The sequence below is a fragment of the Labrenzia sp. R5_0 genome (genome assembly GCF_017743835.1).
Taxonomy (GTDB): domain Bacteria; phylum Pseudomonadota; class Alphaproteobacteria; order Rhizobiales; family Stappiaceae; genus Roseibium; species Roseibium algicola.
On sequence record NZ_JAGHRK010000012.1, the window covers coordinates 13,147 to 28,369 of the forward strand.

Below are 15,223 nucleotides of genomic sequence, written 5' to 3' on the forward strand. Positions count from 1 at the left end.
ATCGAACAACCTCTAAGAAACACCTCTTTTTAGTTCAACATCAGATTGCTTGATTGAACGCTTCCTCATTGTAGTCATGTTGCAAAATTCGGGGCCTACGGGCGTCACGTAATAAGTTGTCGAGCGCACTTCGTTCGGACTCAAATCTTTCACGCATTTCTCTATCGAGCACGCGTCCTTCTGGAAGCCTGGCTCGCATTGGATCCAAAGGTTGGCCATTAGCTAGCATCTCGAAGTGAAGGTGAGGTCCTGTTGAAAGTCCAGTCGAGCCAACATAGCCGATGATCTGTCCCTGTTTGACGCGAACACCTTCCTTTATGCCTTTGGCAAATCCGGTCTGATGATTGTAGGTGGTCGTGTATCCATTGGTGTGTTGAAGTTCAATTCGCTTCCCATAGCCGGAACTCCAACCTGCCTTTATCACGGTACCATCTCCAGCTGCCATGATCGGTGTCCCGCGCGGAGCAGACCAGTCCACTCCCTTATGCATTCTTGAATATTTGTAGACGGGATGCCGACGCATGCCGAAGCCGGATCGGAACCTGCCACCATCAATCGGTTTCCTGATCAGGAACTTCTCTGCGCTTTGGCCGAACGCATCGTAAAAGTCAGTAGCTCCATCGTCAGGCGTCCGGAAACGGTAAAATTCCAGCGTTGTCTTGCCATTGCTCAGCGCAGCAAAGTGGATCTCAGATCCGAAGTTACGGTCATCTCTGGAATATAGAAGCTCTATGGTAGCACCAGGCCTAGTCGAGGCATTGAAATCGATGCTAAAGGAAAACATGCGAACAAGTTCATTTACAATGTTTTTTGGTATGTCTTGCTCAAGTGCAGTTTGATAAAGACTATCGTATAGCGCTGGCGTTGGCCCGCTATGGGAGACACGATCCGCGTCAGCAAAGGCTGCTGCTGGAAAGGTGCTAGGCGGCCGGGCTTTGATGTAATCGCCGCCGTCTGATTGGGCAACGGTCGCTTCGTGTTTCGTATCGCTATACAGACTGATGCGCACGGGCAGCTTTCGCTCCGGATCGTCCTGTGAGGGCGCGTACGCTATTCGGAGTCGTTGTCCGTCTTCAAGTTTGGAGATTCCATACAATCGCTGAAACGCAAGTGTGATCGATGCAGCTTCTACTTCTGGAACCTGCTGATTTAGGAGGGTCCCCGTAAGGTTTTGCCCCTGAGCCACTGGCACAATGCTTTCATCCATTCCGGCTAACCGAATATCGTCATCGCGTTTTGACACGAAAGAAACGTTTTCCGGCGTTATCCGAACCGCATAGCGCTCCAAATCTGGCTGAAGCGCCAAATTGAAGTCGAAACGCCCAGGATCAATCACTGCTTCATAACCCATGTTAGTTGCATCCACCGAACGGGTCCGGATAAATTTGCGAACTTTCAATTCAATTTCCGATTCTGACAACGTCTTGTCCAAATCGAAATCCGTGTTCGATGATGGAAATGGTGTAAGGCTTATACTGACATCATTGGCCAATTTCGCACCGTACAGCGAGTCGGCAAGAAGAGAAGTTGCAACTCCCTCGGTTGCCCCTGTCGCTTCTTTCTCCGCACTCCTAGAAAATATGTTCAGCGTACTGAAGGCCGGAATTTGAGATGCAAGCGACGGGTCTTTCTTGGTAGCAAGCGTAGCGCTGATGAAAATATGTGGTTGAGCGCGAATGTTATCTCTGTCGCCCTCACGGGAGACAATATTCACATCTATTAATTGCTTGCTGGAATATTCAGTCGCCGATCGCAGAACCCTGTCTTCTTTGCTGTAACCGTTGTTCGAGATCGACAACTCATTCAATAAAGCACTCGAGGATTTCGCCCTTTCAACTTCGTATTGGCCGTCAAAGGCAGCGAATAGCGCGCCGCCCATCAAGAACAGGGATGTGACACCAGTGAGTGCTGAACCAGCGAACCAGCGCAGTGAAACCCCTCGCCGGTCCGGCATGCCATACAACCCTTCGTAACCAAGCAGCGGCGGTTCTTGACCGAGTTCGATTTTTGAGGACTGGGCGTTTGGGGTAGCGCCAAAGTGCATTGCAATCTGTCCGATGTTAGGCAACTAATCTGCGGATCAAATTCGTTTGTGCAGCGCGATGCCATTAGATTGCCATCGCCCCTCAAACAGATCCTGTTCCCTGTTTGCTGTTGGTTACTTCCGCGAAGCGGCCACCTCTTCGTTCACCAAAGCCCTCAGTTCCGCCTCGCCAAACGAATTGACGGACCGGCCGTTAACGAAAAACGTGGGCGTCTGGGTTACGCCTAAGACTTCAGCATCGGCGCGGTCCTGGTTAATCGTTGCAGCTATAATGGGTTCCAGCATCTGAGTTCGCGCAGCTTCTGGATCGAGGCCGGCCTCCGTTGATATCTGAATGATGAGTTCTTGTTCTGGCGCTCCGTCTTTGGCCCATCTTTTCTGGTCGCGCAAAAGTGCCTCTAACACGGGTTGAAACACCCCTTGTTTCCGCGCAACTTCCAGTACTCGGATCGCTTCCACTGATCCCTTGCCTTCAAAGGCCACGTAGCGAATCGCCAGGCGCACTGTATCGCCATACTCAGCCATGATATCCCTAACAACCGGATAAATCTTGCGACAGGCTTCGCAAGTAGGATCAAAAAACTCGACGATAGTAACAGGTGCGTCCTCAGGCCCAATAATGGGCGAATGAGGCCTCAACACCGCCAGTGTCTGTTCGGTTGGAATCGCTGCTCTCATAAACATCGGACGAACGAAAAACCAGGCCGCAACGCTGAGCAGTATCAGCCCAAATACAGCCACTGAGAGAACAATTGATTTGTTGTTCATTTGCGGGAAACCTTCAGAGATGAGGCCGGCAGATTTGGCTCAAGTACTATTGCCAGCCTTGCTAGCATTGAGATTATGGTTCTGAAGATCTTTTGGTCGTGCTGTTCCAGAGCAAAATGAGGCCAGTGATGACGCTTAGTCGCTAGATCGTCTGTAGGAACTTGACAGTCATCCCTAACTGCTACTTTCAGAGCAGTTGCTTCCGGCAGGCAACTTTTGGATACATAGGCCGGATCATGGAACAATAGCCAGAGCGCGCGCGCAGGCCCGTCGAGGTCAGCAGAATGGGCAAACTTATAGCCGTTACCTGTAGCCGGGTATTTACGAGATTGCGATTTGGCCAAAAGATGTGCCTGAGTCGGATTTCTTAATTCGTCAGGCGTATACACCCTCTAGCCACTATAGATTCAAGTGATTTCTCAATTGGAAGAATAAATTTGTCGAACACAATACGACTTAATCCGAATGACAAAAAATGTGTTGCTTTGTACGCTTTCGCAGTGCTGTGCCACCACTGCCGGCAAAGGTGACCGAATGAACCGTATTATCGTTTGCAGTACATGCAAAAGCGACCCTCCGCCAGATCTGGATGCATTGCGTCGATCATTGAACGAGGCAGGAATGGCAATGGAAGTTACACAGATTGAATGCATGGGGGCCTGCGAGCAGCCAATTACGGTTGCGTTTCAGGGAGTTGGTAGAGCGGCATACCTTTTTTCCGGTGTTATCTTTCCGGACGACATTGCCGATATCGTCTCGACGGCCGGAAACTTTCTGGCAGCGGACAAAGGCTGGATCGAAGACGCCCGACCATGTGGACGTCTCCGGTTCTGCCTCAGAGCGCGCATTCCGGCGCTATAAGCCTATTTCACGTTCACAGTTACCGCAGCCTTGAGCGGTTCCGTCTCGACAGCAAGCATTCGGTGATCGTTGGAATTGAGCGTAACCTCAACCGTCGCATCACCTTTTGGAAGAGTCGGCAGGTGGAGCCATGCACTGTAGTGCCGCGCGACTTTCACGCCATTTACATATACGTGAGCATGGCCCTCGCCCAACACATGATCCAAGCCAGCCCGCTCGGGCGCAAAGGTGAAATTTTCTGTCATGATATGGAGATTGTAGCCGCTAACCGGATCCTGCGAGACACTGATTTTCAAGGACGGTGCATCGGGACCGCCAGGTACTGAGGTGGTCCTGTTGTGGTCGTGGCCAGCGGTTTGGCCGGAATGATTAGTTCTGAGCTGCACTGATGTGGTCTGCATCTGGTGATCGCTGGCTGATGAGTGGTCGTGACCGTCAAGTGCGACACCATTGCTTGCGGCAACAACAAAGCCGATGCCTCCGCCAAAGACCAGCCCGATGGCGAAGAGTGCGAGAGAGCGTTCCATGGGGTTTCAGGTTTCCTTAAAAAGAAACCGGGCAAAACGAGATGTTTCGCCCGGTCGGTTATGATTTAGATTCCGGATCAGGCCGCCTGCGTTGCGCCGACCCTCGCCCTCTCGCGCTGCCAGAAAAAACCTGCAAAACAACCAAGCAGAAGCCAGGCTGCCATTCCGACGCCAAAGGCACGGCTGGCAAACATTGCCCCGATCTCGGTCGGAACTGGGCCGGTGAAGGTGTCCGGCTCTGGCGCGCCGATCACGTGTGGTGCCAGCAGCAGCATTGCTGCTGCGCCCCAGGCCACCCAGTTACGGCCGAATGCGATCAGCCACAATCCGGCGCCTGCGGTAAGGACGGTGGCCCACCACCAAATCTGCCGGGCAAAAACATCCGCCGCCGCGACGCCGGGCACTTCGGGAGCTAGGCTGAATCCGGGCGCGAAGTGGAACGCGACGAACCCTGCAACGCCCCAGAGCAGGCCGTTGCGACCCGTTATAACCGCACCGCGCATTTCGGCAATTGCCATGCCGGCGAGCAGAATGAAGGCATAAGGGAGCAGGTCGGAAAAGGATGGCGCGACGTGCCGGAATCTTTTGAGGGCAACCATGTTCAGTATTTCCGCCAGGGCGTGGATGTCGGCCGGTAGTAGGCGCGGTATTTGACGTGCCGCAGATAGACAGCGCGCATCAGAGGGTCTGCCTTGGCCATCATCCGCAGCACGCCAACGACCACGATCCAGATCGCCACGCCGAGCACAGCGGCATAGGGCTTCAGGATCACGAAAATCAGAATGACCGAGGCAAGACCGGTCACGAGCACCAGCTCCCGGTCTGCTCCGAACAACAGTGTCGGGCGTGAAAGAGCGCGGTGAACCCGCGCTCTGTTGAGGCCCGGCGCATCAGTCACGAGCCGGTTCCACGATTGCCGTGTTCCCTTCCGGAGCAATTCCGATGGAGGCGCCGGAGGATCCGAACAGGCCGACGATGGTGGACGCGCCGAGCAGCACGCCGAGAACTAGAACGACGTAGGCGAGACGACGGGCAAAGTCGTTAAGTTCGCCGCCGAAGATCAACATTGCGCCGGCGATCGCAACCGCGATCAGGCCAACGGCGCCAGCGACAGGACCGTTGATAGACGCCTGGATCTGTTGAAGCGGACCTTCCCAGGGAAGCGAACCGCCGCCGGAGGCAAAGGCTGGTTCGATGACGAATAGTCCGGCCCCGACCAGGGTCAGAAAAGTCAAGAAATTACGCGACATGAAGGGTCCCTTGTCTGTCGTTGGAATTTTTGTTGAGGAACTGAGATGCAACGGCTGAGCGGACGTCATACGTGCCGTCCCGAAAGCCGGACACAGTCACGATGTCCCGAACGATGCGCCCGTGTTCGGGGGAGCGCTCGATCGAGACGATGAGGTCAACCGCTTCTGCGATGACTTGGGGCATCGGCTGCTGAGACACTTCCGCGATCAACTGTTCGAGGCGCGTCAGTGCGGTGAAGGCGTTGTCGGAGTGAACCGTGGCGATGCCGCCCGGGTGGCCCGTATTCCATGCCTTGAGCAGCGTCAGCGCCGCACCATCGCGAACTTCGCCGACAATGATCCTGTCGGGACGCAAGCGCATGGTCGATTTCAAAAGCCGCTGCATGTCCAGCCTTCGCCCAGAAAGCCCTCAAAGATAAGGATTGGCTGCCCGAACCGATCCGCTGCGGCATGCCCACACATGAGCAGCAAACCGACGACGACATGGGCAACGTCGAAACTCTTCCCGTGGCGGCTGAATAATCAGCCGTCGCCGGTCGCGGGCCTCTCCTCCCGCGACCGGCTTCCCTTTCCAACGAAAGCTCACGGGACAGGATCATGCTTCAGCTTGAACTCTTCCAGCGCACAGACAAAGGACAGCCCGGAGCCACATGGTGGGCCGGGCGTTGGCAGTGCCGGAACATGAACGGATGGTTTCAGGATCGCGAAGACGGGAAAGGCCCGTGGTGCTTTGTGGTCTATGCACTCGGGGATTCCGATTGCGTCGTTTACCGCCTTGATGAAGCCGGAGTCCTCTGCCACGCCCGAACGCCCATCGATCAGCAGGACCGCATCATCATCGACGGGCGCAAATATGGCCGTCGTAATTGGCGCCACTAACCAGGTCGGCGCGGCGGGGGCCGATTGCCAGCCGCATCGAGCGGCCGGCAATCGGTTCTGTTTAGCGGCAAGCCCGTGCGGGCTTTCTTCCCTGCTCTGACGAATGGCCTTAAAGCCATTCTTAAGTTGTTTGGACGACAATCAACACAACAATAAAGCCTGATTTTCCTCGAAAAATCATCAGTCCCCGCTAAGCCTCCGGAACGCCCGGAGGCTTTTTGTTTCCGCCCTGTGCTTCAGTGTTGTACCGGTATGGCGTTGTCTGGCGGGAAATCAACGCCATGCCCTCAAACATAGAGCTGATTCATATCTGCACGACTGTGCCTCACATCTTGAAATTCCAGAATATCCATATTATCAATAAAATTTGGATTTTAAGGGAGTTTCCGATGCGAACTTTCACGACCGCCGATCTCAACAAACACGTCGGCGACGTAACTGATGCAGCCAGGCGGGAACCCGTCTGCATCACCCATCACCGCAAACCGAGATTCGTTCTCATGGCATTCGAAGATTATGAGCGTTTGCAGGGCACCAAGGATCCCCGCAAAGCCGTGACGCTGGAGACGATGCCTGCCGACGTCGAGGACGGGCTTCTGGCCTTGGCAGACCAATATGAGCAAGGAACAGGCGCAGATGATTGATCCGGAAACTGGTCTGGTCATCTCCTATAGCTTCCTTTGGTCAAGAGAAAACGCAAAAGGCGAGGAACAAGGCCGAAAGGCACGGCCGGCATGCGTTGTCGTTCCATTGACGTCCAAAAGTGGCGACGTGGTTTTGTTTCCCCTCACAACGAAAGATCCAGGCGTCGGCCGCTTGTGCTTGCGCGTTCCGGAAACCGAACGCAAACGCCTGAAGCTCAAGGGTGACGCCCCCTGCTGGATCCTCCTTGATGAAGCCAATACGGACATTCTGCCCGGATCTTTTCATGTTGAGCCGATCAGCTATGATCCGCTGACGATATCCTATGGAAAATTCAGCCACGCCTTCGTTGGGCAGATCTTGAGAAAACTCGCCGAGGCGATCCGCGCTAAGCGGCTCCAATTCGTTCAACGCGAACGATAATTGGAGGGTCTGTCGTGCCGGAACGGTCCATTTACGCCCAGATCGATGAAATCCGCGATGTTCTTGAAAAGCGCGAACAACGGTTTTCGAGCCTGCGCGGCCATATGGCCAGCGAGGAGGAGGAACACATTCTCCGGCTCAAATGCGCCCTCCGGACTCTCGAATGGGTCCGGGACCATAAGGATGAACTTCGAACGCTTGCCGGGGAGCTCAGATCTCTGACTGGCCTGACGAGCAGCGACAGCTAGATGGGCGGCCTACAATTTGAATTGTCACAGAAACAAAAAGAGAACATTCTATGTGATCGATCCATCACGCGACCGAGCAACCGATTAATGGCTGAATACCGCAGAAAGTGGGCAAGCGTCGATCAGCTTGCTCGCATGATCCTGGAACAAGCTATCGGCAAACAGAAACCAGTACTGCTTTCCCCGGAAACCGCCGTTTTGGTTGCCGATCGCATGCTCATTACCGATTCCGACCCATTCGTTCGAGGCTTGCATTTCCGGGTCGAAACCTGGGACCGCGAAGGAAAACAGCCACTTGAGCTTCTGGTCGCGACGCAAAAGATATCAATTGGACACGACGCTTTCCGAACGGTGATGAGCGACAGTCCCAAGGATCGGACACTATTGCGGCATGGAATTCGAGTCTTGCGGGACAGCGCCAGCGAACCCAAAACCGACAGCGATTGAAGCCGACTGGATCCTCAAGACTTGGAACGGGGCTTTCTTGTCTTCCGCGCACCCTTCTGACCTAGGCCCATCTTTCTCGCAAGCTCGGATCGGGCAGCCGCATAACTCGGCGCGACCATCGGATAGTCCGTCGGCAAGTCCCACTTTGCTCGATACTCTTCCGGCGTCAGGTCGTAGTGGGTCCGCAGATGCCGCTTCAGGGATTTGAACTTCTTGCCGTCTTCCAGGCAGATAATGTGATCGTTGGTCACGGACTTTTTGATCGGAACCGCAGGTTTCAGCTCTTCAACAACAGGCTCCGAAGCTTCTTGAACGGTGGATGACAGCGCCGCGTGAACGGTTGCGATCAGCGCCGGCAGATCGCCCGAGGCGACCGTATTGTTGCTCACATAGGCCGAAACTATGTCCGCCGTCAGATCAACGAAATCAGGCTCAAGAGAGATGTCGTTTTGAGCAGCTTCGGACATAAGAATTCCTTTTCGCCAATTACCTAAATGTAAGTGAAGAACCGTTCTTAGGCTCGTTATACTACTAAGTAAATAGGTTCGGGCGGCACCCTTTGGGCACGGCTCTAGTCGCTGCGCTCCCCGAGCCAGGCGCAAGCGCCCGTCTCGGCCATCCGGTGACGATCCTCCCACCTCCGGGCGTCGCCCTGCGCACTCCGCTTGCCATCCTCAAATAGGCCGCCCTGCAGGCGGTCATCACACCCCTGCCGGGAGAGGGGAAACGCCGCTCCCCCTCCCCCACCAAGGGCAAAAATCGGTCTCCCCATCCTTCCTCACTCACGCAGCCGGCACGCCGGCGTCGCTCCCTCGTGCAGGACCAGGCGCAGATCCGCGTGCCGGCCGGGCCCGCGGATCCACACCTGGCCGTCCCGGTGGGCGATCCCTGTTCCAATCAAAACGCTCCTCGCGGGGTGGTATAGATCGACCTGCGGGCCAGTCCTTCGGGAGTAACCTGGTGATACTGCGCCGCGAGCGCCTAGAGGGGACAAGTGCCCCGTTGGATTGGCCGCGATCGACGCCCCGTGGGGAGTTGCGCCTTCGAGCGCCAGAACAGGTCCGGCGAGGTTCGCGGCCGCCCGTTCGAGCTACGAAGGAGAATTCATGGAAAATACGATTGCAGCGTATGTGGGCGTGGATTGGGCTTCGGCGACCCACTATGCCTATGCCCTCGATGTAGACGGGGAGAAGTTAGGTCATCGTGCATTCTCGCACGGTGGTGACGGGCTTGCGGAACTTGCCTCCTGGATAAGATCGGTCACAGGTCAGGAACCGGAGAATGTCGCCGTCGGTATAGAAGTGCCCCATGGGCCGGTCGTTGAACATCTTATGGACGCTGGCTTCCTGGTGCATGCCATCAATCCGAAACAGCTCGACCGGCTCCGTGACCGCTTCACCGTGGCAGGAGCCAAGGATGATCGTTTGGATGCCTACGTTTTGGCTGACTCTTTGCGAACTGACGCGCGGTTTTACCGCTTCCTGAGGCCTGTTCATCCAACGGTCATTGAACTTCGGGAATGGTCTCGGATGGTTGAGGATCTTTCGGCTGAGCGGAACCGGCTGGCCAACCGGTTTCGTCATCAACTCTGGCGCTACTACCCGCAAGTAATTGAGTTGTCGGAAGATTGGGCGCGAGGTTGGGTCTTGGACTTGTGGGAACTTGTGCCGACGCCAGCGAAAGCGCGGAACGTTCGGCAGGCCACGATCGCACGACTGTTAAAAAGGTGCCGGGTCAGAAAATGGACGGCGGATACCCTGCTTGCTCACCTTCGTTCGACACCAATCTCCGTCGCACCTGGGGTTACGGAGGCCTGCGTCGCCCATTGCGAAGTCATCCTTGCCCGTCTTCGGCTGGTAATGCAGCAAATGAAGATCGGCATGAAGCACCTTGAACGTCTGTGTGCCGCGGTTGCCGAGTTACCCTCGACCGAGCCAACAGACCCGGATACGCGTTGTGATCCGGAGATATTGAGATCTCTGCCTGGCATCGGGCCAATCGTCCTGGCGGCATTGCTTTCAGAAGCGCCTGAAGCTGTTCGCCGACGGGATGCCAACGTTCTTCGAGCCCTGTCGGGTGTAGCGCCGGTGACCCGGCGTAGCGGGAAACAATATATTGTCGCGATGCGCCAGTCCTGCCCGCATAGGCTTCGAACGGCTGTATTCCATTGGGCACGAATAGCTGTGCTGCACGATTTCCATTCCCGGAACCGGTACAGTGACATGCGCAAACGAGGGCATTCTCATGCTCGCGCTCTACGTTCGGTCGGTAGTCGTCTGATAGGCGTCGCCTGCGCCATGCTGGAAAGCGGAGAGCTGTTCGACAAGGATAGAAAGCCACAGGTCCTGGCTGCATAGGTGATTGCCGGACGAGCGCGAAGCCCCAAATAGCGAAGAGCCCGGCCGGCGATGCGGCGCAACGCGCCGCCAACAATGGAATCGCGTGCAAAGCACGCTCCACATCTTCCTTCGAAAACGCTTAGGGCTCCGCCCTCGGCGCGCTTCAAGGTGCCTTCCGCCCAGCTTCCTACGCGCGTTCCACGCTTCGTGCAGCAGGGTCCCCGCGAAGGACCTCTCCGCTTGCACACCCGCTGCTCGCCGCGAGGCAAGGGTTGCAGCGCAGCGCTGCGAACCCTCGCAGAAAGGCAGCGGGAGAAGCCGGGAAATCAAGGATCGAAACAAGTGAAATTAGCACTTGAAATAGGTGGGGAGTCCCCTCCGTTTTTTCCCCTTGTCCCCCTCCCCCACACTCTCGCCGCCGAGGTCTCAGGAGCAGGAGCCGGGCTCCTGCCCTTTCGGGGACAGAACCCGCGTTCCACGGGAAGAAGGAGAGAAATAGATGTTTATCAAAGAATTCTGCGCGCTTGTCAGCGTGAGCCTGTTCAGCTTCGGGCTGGTCGCTTGCTGTGTCGGCCTCGCAGGTTGAGGGATCGCTCTATGACCAACAAATCCGAGTTCGTCACGGCCTATTTTTACGATGCCTTTTTCGGGGCAATGGCCAATATCTCCCTAAGCCGGGCAAACTACATTGCGGAAGTCAAACAGCGCATCAAGTGCAGCTTTTTCGATGTCGCCCGCCTCGATGACAATCACGATGTCTTCGTGGACGACAACGGCCTGACAGACGGTCTTCATACAATCGTTCGCCTCAAGGACTTTCCAAATCCGTTTGCCGGAAACCTTGTCATCGTGGGCAGGGATGAGCACGGAGACATTGCCGAGCCTCGCATGACCGTCGAGGAGATCGCGGAGCTGATCACGGTTTACCGGCCTGTGATGGATCCTGAATTGACCAACTTCGAAGGCCCGGACCTGATCGGAATCGGCCTGACAGGTTTGAATATTCGCATGGACAAGAGCGAACCCATCATCGTTGTAGATGGGGAGTTTTAAGCCATGGCGAAACTCACCAAATCGCAGCGCAAGGCCCACGCGGAGGCCGAGGCGGTCCTGACCAAGGATCGCTTGAGCGAAGACGAAAAAGACTTCGTGTTTCAGAACTGGCACGAAGGCGCGAACCACATCAACGGAGCATCCGGGGCGTTCTTTACGCCCTGGGGGCTGGCTGCAGACTTCTCCATCGATGCCGGGGGCGCTGGCAGCCGCGTCATCGATCTTTGCGCCGGGATCGGAATCCTGTCCTACTTCCTGCACCACCGCGCGAAATGGGCCGACAATTGCCCGGACCTGACATGCGTTGAGCTGAATCCCCGATATGTCGAGGTGGGCAGAAAGCTGCTGCCGGAGGCTCGTTGGATCTGCGCCGATGTCTTTGACTGGAGGGACTGGCAAAGGGAGCTTGGTGGAGAGCGTTTTGACGTGGCCGTGTCCAATCCGCCGTTCGGTGCCGTGAAGCGCGCCGGCAATGGACCGCGCTATCGTGGCCGCCAGTTTGAGTTTCACGTGATCGACATCGCGGCCGAACTGGCCAATCGGGGCGCATTCATCGTCCCGCAAGCGTCCGCCGCCTTCCGATATTCCGGCGCGCAATGCTTTCAGAGGGTTGAAACCGGTCCTGCGGCTGAATATCAGAAGTTGTCAGGGTTCCACATGTATGAAGGCGCGGGCGTCGATACCTCGATGTACAGGGACGATTGGAAGGATACCTCGATCATTTGCGAAATTGCCTGCTACGAGTTTGCCCAGGATCGCGCCCGGCAAGGTCAGGTGCAGGAGCGCCTAAGCGCCCTGCCGGTCCCGGTCGTCCCACTTCGCCCAGCCGAACAACTTGCGTTGCTGTGAGGGGAACCATGGGACCGATACGAAAAGTCAAAGTCTATGACATTGATTCCGGCCTCGGCGGCACGCACACAGTTTCCATAGTCGAAGAATTGCCGAACAATCGGATTAGCGTTCGAGTATGGTACGGCAGAGCGACGCCGACCGGTTGGGAAGCGTGGATTGAATGGGACGGTGCCACATTTGAGACAACGCACGACCAGTTAACGAACCCGAGAGTTTTAGCGCTCTACAAAGAGGAAACCTGATTCAGTTTTGAGCAGCAAAAGCAGCAGCGCAGAGCAAGCGGCGCGACCGGGCCGGATTGGCTAGCCCGGCTGAGGCAACAGCCTTGCTCTCAAACCGGAGGTAACGACGATGTGGCATTGGCCTATCAGCGTTACCCTTAAAGTGAAAAAGACCCGGACGACCTTGCAAATCGAAATCCGGGTCCAATTCATACTTTAGGGAAGGGGGCGGCGGGGAAACCTGCCATCCCACTCCGGACAAGAATATAAGTCAATTCTCTGAATTTTCCAAATGATGGATGTCAAACAGGCAATCGGATGTCCTCGCGACATCGGCCGGTAGTGTGCAAACGTGAAAAACGGCGGCCAAGCGTGACAAAACCGTGAAACGGTGCCGCAGGACCGCTCCCGGAATAGCTGAGCAAAGGCCTTTTATCAAAATACCGATTTTGGAGCCCATTCCGCTCGCCTACCGCATCGAGCGGTAGGCCATCGGGCGAAGGGAGCCCTAAACCCCTCCCCTCGAATCTCCCCTCCCCTCTGCGAATGAACTACAGATCCTTTGGCATGTAGAGATCGCCGCCAGCACGATATCTGACTGCCATCGCCTCCATGCCCTCTTGACGAGCAGCGTCGCGGATATCGTGGGAAATCCGCATGGAGCAGAATTTCGGACCGCACATGGAGCAGAAGTGCGCGACCTTGTGGGCTTCCTTCGGCAAGGTCTCGTCATGCATCGAACGGGCCGTTTCCGGATCGAGCGCGAGGTTGAACTGGTCCTCCCAGCGGAACTCGAAACGGGCGCGCGACAGGGCGTCGTCGCGGACCTTCGCTGCCGGATGACCCTTGGCGAGGTCGGCGGCATGGGCGGCGATCTTGTAGGTTATGACACCGGTCTTCACATCATTGCGGTCGGGAAGGCCGAGGTGTTCCTTCGGCGTGACGTAGCAGAGCATCGCCGTGCCGAACCAGCCAATCATCGCGGCACCGATGCCCGAGGTGATATGGTCGTAACCCGGCGCGATGTCGGTCGTCAGCGGTCCGAGCGTGTAGAACGGCGCCTCGCCGCAGACCGCAAGCTGCTTGTCCATGTTCTCCTTGATCTTGTGCATCGGCACATGACCAGGGCCTTCGATCATGACCTGGCAGTCTTTCGCCCAGGCGATCTTCGTCAGCTCTCCGAGCGTTTCCAGTTCGGCGAACTGCGCTGCGTCGTTGGCGTCGGCAATCGAGCCCGGACGCAAGCCGTCACCAAGTGAAAAGGAAACGTCGTAGGCACGGCAAATGTCGCAGATCTCCTCGAAATGCTCGTAAAGGAAGCTCTCCTTGTGATGATGCAGGCACCACTTGGCCATAATCGAACCGCCGCGCGATACGATGCCGGTAACGCGGTTGACGGTGAGCGGAATGTAGGAGAGCCGGACACCGGCATGGATGGTGAAATAGTCGACGCCCTGTTCGGCCTGCTCGATCAGCGTGTCGCGGAAGACTTCCCAGGTAAGGTCCTCGGCAATGCCGCCAACCTTTTCCAGCGCCTGGTAGAGCGGCACCGAGCCGATCGGAACCGGCGAATTCCGGATGATCCATTCACGAATGTTGTGGATGTTGCGCCCGGTCGATAGGTCCATGACGGTGTCGGCGCCCCAGCGAGTCGCCCAGACCATTTTCTCGACTTCCTCCGCCATCGACGAGGTGACGGCAGAGTTGCCGATATTGGCGTTGATCTTCACCAGGAAGTTCCGGCCAATGATCATCGGCTCCGCTTCCGGATGGTTGATATTGGCTGGGATGATCGCGCGCCCGCGGGCGACTTCCTCGCGGACGAAGTCCGGTGTAACAAAATCCGGGATCGCCGCGCCGAAGCTCTCTCCATCACGGGGAAGCTTTTCGTTTGCAGCCTTGCGACCAAGGTTTTCCCGGATGGCGATGAATTCCATCTCTGGCGTGATGATGCCGGCGCGGGCATAGGCGATCTGGGTGACGGTCTTGCCGTCTTTGGCGCGGCGCGGTTTCTGCAGGTTAGGGAATTGCAGTGTCAGGCGCTCGCCGGTGGCAAAGCCGTTGTCTTCCGGCTTGACCATGCGGCCCTCATATTCCTCCGTGTCACCGCGGGCGGCGATCCACTCGGCGCGAAGGCGCGGCAGTCCCATTTCAATATCGATCGCCTGGGTCGGGTCGGTATAGGGACCGGAGGCATCATAGACCGTGACGGGCGGTTCGCCGGCGGCCGGATGGACTGCGATCTCGCGCACTGGTACGCGGATATCGGGATGAATTTCGCCCGGCTTGTAAACCTTTGTAGAGGCAGGCAGCGGCCCCTTGGTGATTTCGGGCGTAATAGTCTTGGTGGCAATGTTCATTCTGAGGCTCCAATCTTTCAAGTTGGAGACCCAGTTCGAAGCCGGAATGATGGAAAGACGCCATGACGCTCCGGATTCTGGGCAACGTCGTACTGCAGCGCTTGCACCGTCCCTACGCCAGTATGAACTGGATCAGGTTCAACGGGTCACTGCGCTGCCATCAATCAACGGCCCAGCAGTATCTCAGCCCCTTGCCGGGGCACCCCTGGTAACGTTGCCATCGGCCATCATCCACGTGCGTTTGTCAATACAGAGATGCTTGGCTCGACGAGGAAGTGCTGTCACTTTGGCGGCAAAAGGTTGAAGGAA

At 56.5% G+C, this 15,223-nt stretch carries 17 protein-coding genes, 1 pseudogene and 1 riboswitch; of the genes and pseudogenes, 9 read left to right on the top strand and 9 right to left on the bottom strand.

Features of this window, described 5'->3' with window-relative positions:
• Positions 1–40: 40 nt before the first annotated feature.
• On the bottom strand, positions 41–2,044 hold the full coding sequence (locus J7447_RS30300; RefSeq protein WP_062492224.1) for a M23 family metallopeptidase: 2,004 nt from the start codon (positions 2,042–2,044) through the stop codon (positions 41–43).
• 114 nt (positions 2,045–2,158) lie between these two features.
• Positions 2,159–2,812 (bottom strand): thioredoxin domain-containing protein, encoded by a 654-nt coding sequence (locus J7447_RS30305; protein WP_062492099.1) that lies wholly within the window; start codon positions 2,810–2,812, stop codon positions 2,159–2,161.
• Positions 2,813–3,346: 534 nt separating this feature from the next.
• Between J7447_RS30305 and J7447_RS30310 the strand changes: the two genes are divergently transcribed.
• Positions 3,347–3,673 carry a DUF1636 family protein gene (locus J7447_RS30310; protein WP_077294808.1) on the top strand — a complete coding sequence of 109 codons (327 nt, stop codon included), beginning with the start codon at positions 3,347–3,349 and terminating at the stop codon, positions 3,671–3,673.
• 2 nt (positions 3,674–3,675) lie between these two features.
• On the opposite strand, the gene J7447_RS30315 is transcribed toward J7447_RS30310, so the two are convergent.
• The 5 genes and pseudogenes from J7447_RS30315 to J7447_RS30335 form a co-directional block, all read right to left on the bottom strand.
• On the bottom strand, positions 3,676–4,200 hold the full coding sequence (locus J7447_RS30315; protein ID WP_062492102.1) for a hypothetical protein: 525 nt from the start codon (positions 4,198–4,200) through the stop codon (positions 3,676–3,678).
• Positions 4,201–4,277: 77 nt separating this feature from the next.
• Positions 4,278–4,799: a CbtA family protein gene (locus tag J7447_RS30320; protein WP_209171744.1), complete on the bottom strand. Its 522-nt coding sequence runs from the start codon at positions 4,797–4,799 to the stop codon at positions 4,278–4,280.
• Positions 4,800–4,801: 2 nt separating this feature from the next.
• Entirely contained in the window at positions 4,802–5,098 is a 297-nt protein-coding gene (locus J7447_RS30325; RefSeq protein ID WP_062492104.1) for a conjugal transfer protein TrbD, read from the bottom strand.
• A complete protein-coding gene (locus J7447_RS30330) occupies positions 5,091–5,450 on the bottom strand; it encodes a TrbC/VirB2 family protein (protein ID WP_152508073.1) in 360 nt (119 codons plus the stop codon). Before J7447_RS30330 ends, J7447_RS30325 begins: the two co-directional genes overlap by 8 nt.
• A pseudogene (locus J7447_RS30335) lies at positions 5,440–5,841 on the bottom strand (ATPase, T2SS/T4P/T4SS family); the annotation flags it as partial. The pseudogene J7447_RS30335 and the gene J7447_RS30330, both read right to left, overlap by 11 nt.
• Positions 5,842–6,047: 206 nt before the next feature.
• Between J7447_RS30335 and J7447_RS30340 the strand changes: the two are divergent.
• From J7447_RS30340 to J7447_RS30360, 5 genes are all read left to right on the top strand, one after another.
• Positions 6,048–6,329 (top strand): hypothetical protein, encoded by a 282-nt coding sequence (locus tag J7447_RS30340; RefSeq protein ID WP_062492108.1) that lies wholly within the window; start codon positions 6,048–6,050, stop codon positions 6,327–6,329.
• A gap of 389 nt (positions 6,330–6,718) precedes the next feature.
• Positions 6,719–6,973 (top strand): type II toxin-antitoxin system Phd/YefM family antitoxin, encoded by a 255-nt coding sequence (locus tag J7447_RS30345; protein ID WP_062492109.1) that lies wholly within the window; start codon positions 6,719–6,721, stop codon positions 6,971–6,973.
• Positions 6,945–7,394 carry a hypothetical protein gene (locus J7447_RS30350; RefSeq protein WP_152512500.1) on the top strand — a complete coding sequence of 150 codons (450 nt, stop codon included), beginning with the start codon at positions 6,945–6,947 and terminating at the stop codon, positions 7,392–7,394. Before J7447_RS30345 ends, J7447_RS30350 begins: the two co-directional genes overlap by 29 nt.
• A 14-nt stretch (positions 7,395–7,408) precedes the next feature.
• Positions 7,409–7,642 carry a hypothetical protein gene (locus J7447_RS30355; RefSeq protein ID WP_152508075.1) on the top strand — a complete coding sequence of 78 codons (234 nt, stop codon included), beginning with the start codon at positions 7,409–7,411 and terminating at the stop codon, positions 7,640–7,642.
• Positions 7,643–8,089, top strand: coding sequence for a hypothetical protein (locus tag J7447_RS30360; RefSeq protein ID WP_152508076.1), 447 nt, complete (start codon positions 7,643–7,645; stop codon positions 8,087–8,089).
• Between the two features lie 14 nt (positions 8,090–8,103).
• Here J7447_RS30360 and J7447_RS30365 read toward each other — a convergent pair whose 3' ends face one another.
• Positions 8,104–8,556, bottom strand: coding sequence for a MucR family transcriptional regulator (locus tag J7447_RS30365; protein WP_152508077.1), 453 nt, complete (start codon positions 8,554–8,556; stop codon positions 8,104–8,106).
• A gap of 639 nt (positions 8,557–9,195) precedes the next feature.
• On the opposite strand from J7447_RS30365, the gene J7447_RS30370 reads away from it, so the two are divergent.
• From J7447_RS30370 to J7447_RS30380, 3 genes are all read left to right on the top strand, one after another.
• Complete coding sequence (locus tag J7447_RS30370; protein WP_152512499.1) at positions 9,196–10,446, top strand: IS110 family transposase; 1,251 nt, start codon at positions 9,196–9,198, stop codon at positions 10,444–10,446.
• Between the two features lie 579 nt (positions 10,447–11,025).
• Complete coding sequence (locus J7447_RS30375) at positions 11,026–11,481, top strand: hypothetical protein (protein WP_062492122.1); 456 nt, start codon at positions 11,026–11,028, stop codon at positions 11,479–11,481.
• 3 nt (positions 11,482–11,484) lie between these two features.
• A complete protein-coding gene (locus J7447_RS30380) occupies positions 11,485–12,330 on the top strand; it encodes a methyltransferase (RefSeq protein WP_062492124.1) in 846 nt (281 codons plus the stop codon).
• A 775-nt stretch (positions 12,331–13,105) separates the two neighbouring features.
• Here the strand turns inward: J7447_RS30380 and thiC are convergent.
• On the bottom strand, positions 13,106–14,914 hold the full coding sequence (gene thiC / locus J7447_RS30385; protein ID WP_152508056.1) for a phosphomethylpyrimidine synthase ThiC: 1,809 nt from the start codon (positions 14,912–14,914) through the stop codon (positions 13,106–13,108).
• 91 nt (positions 14,915–15,005) lie between these two features.
• Positions 15,006–15,131, bottom strand: a riboswitch (TPP riboswitch).
• Positions 15,132–15,223 lie beyond the last annotated feature (92 nt).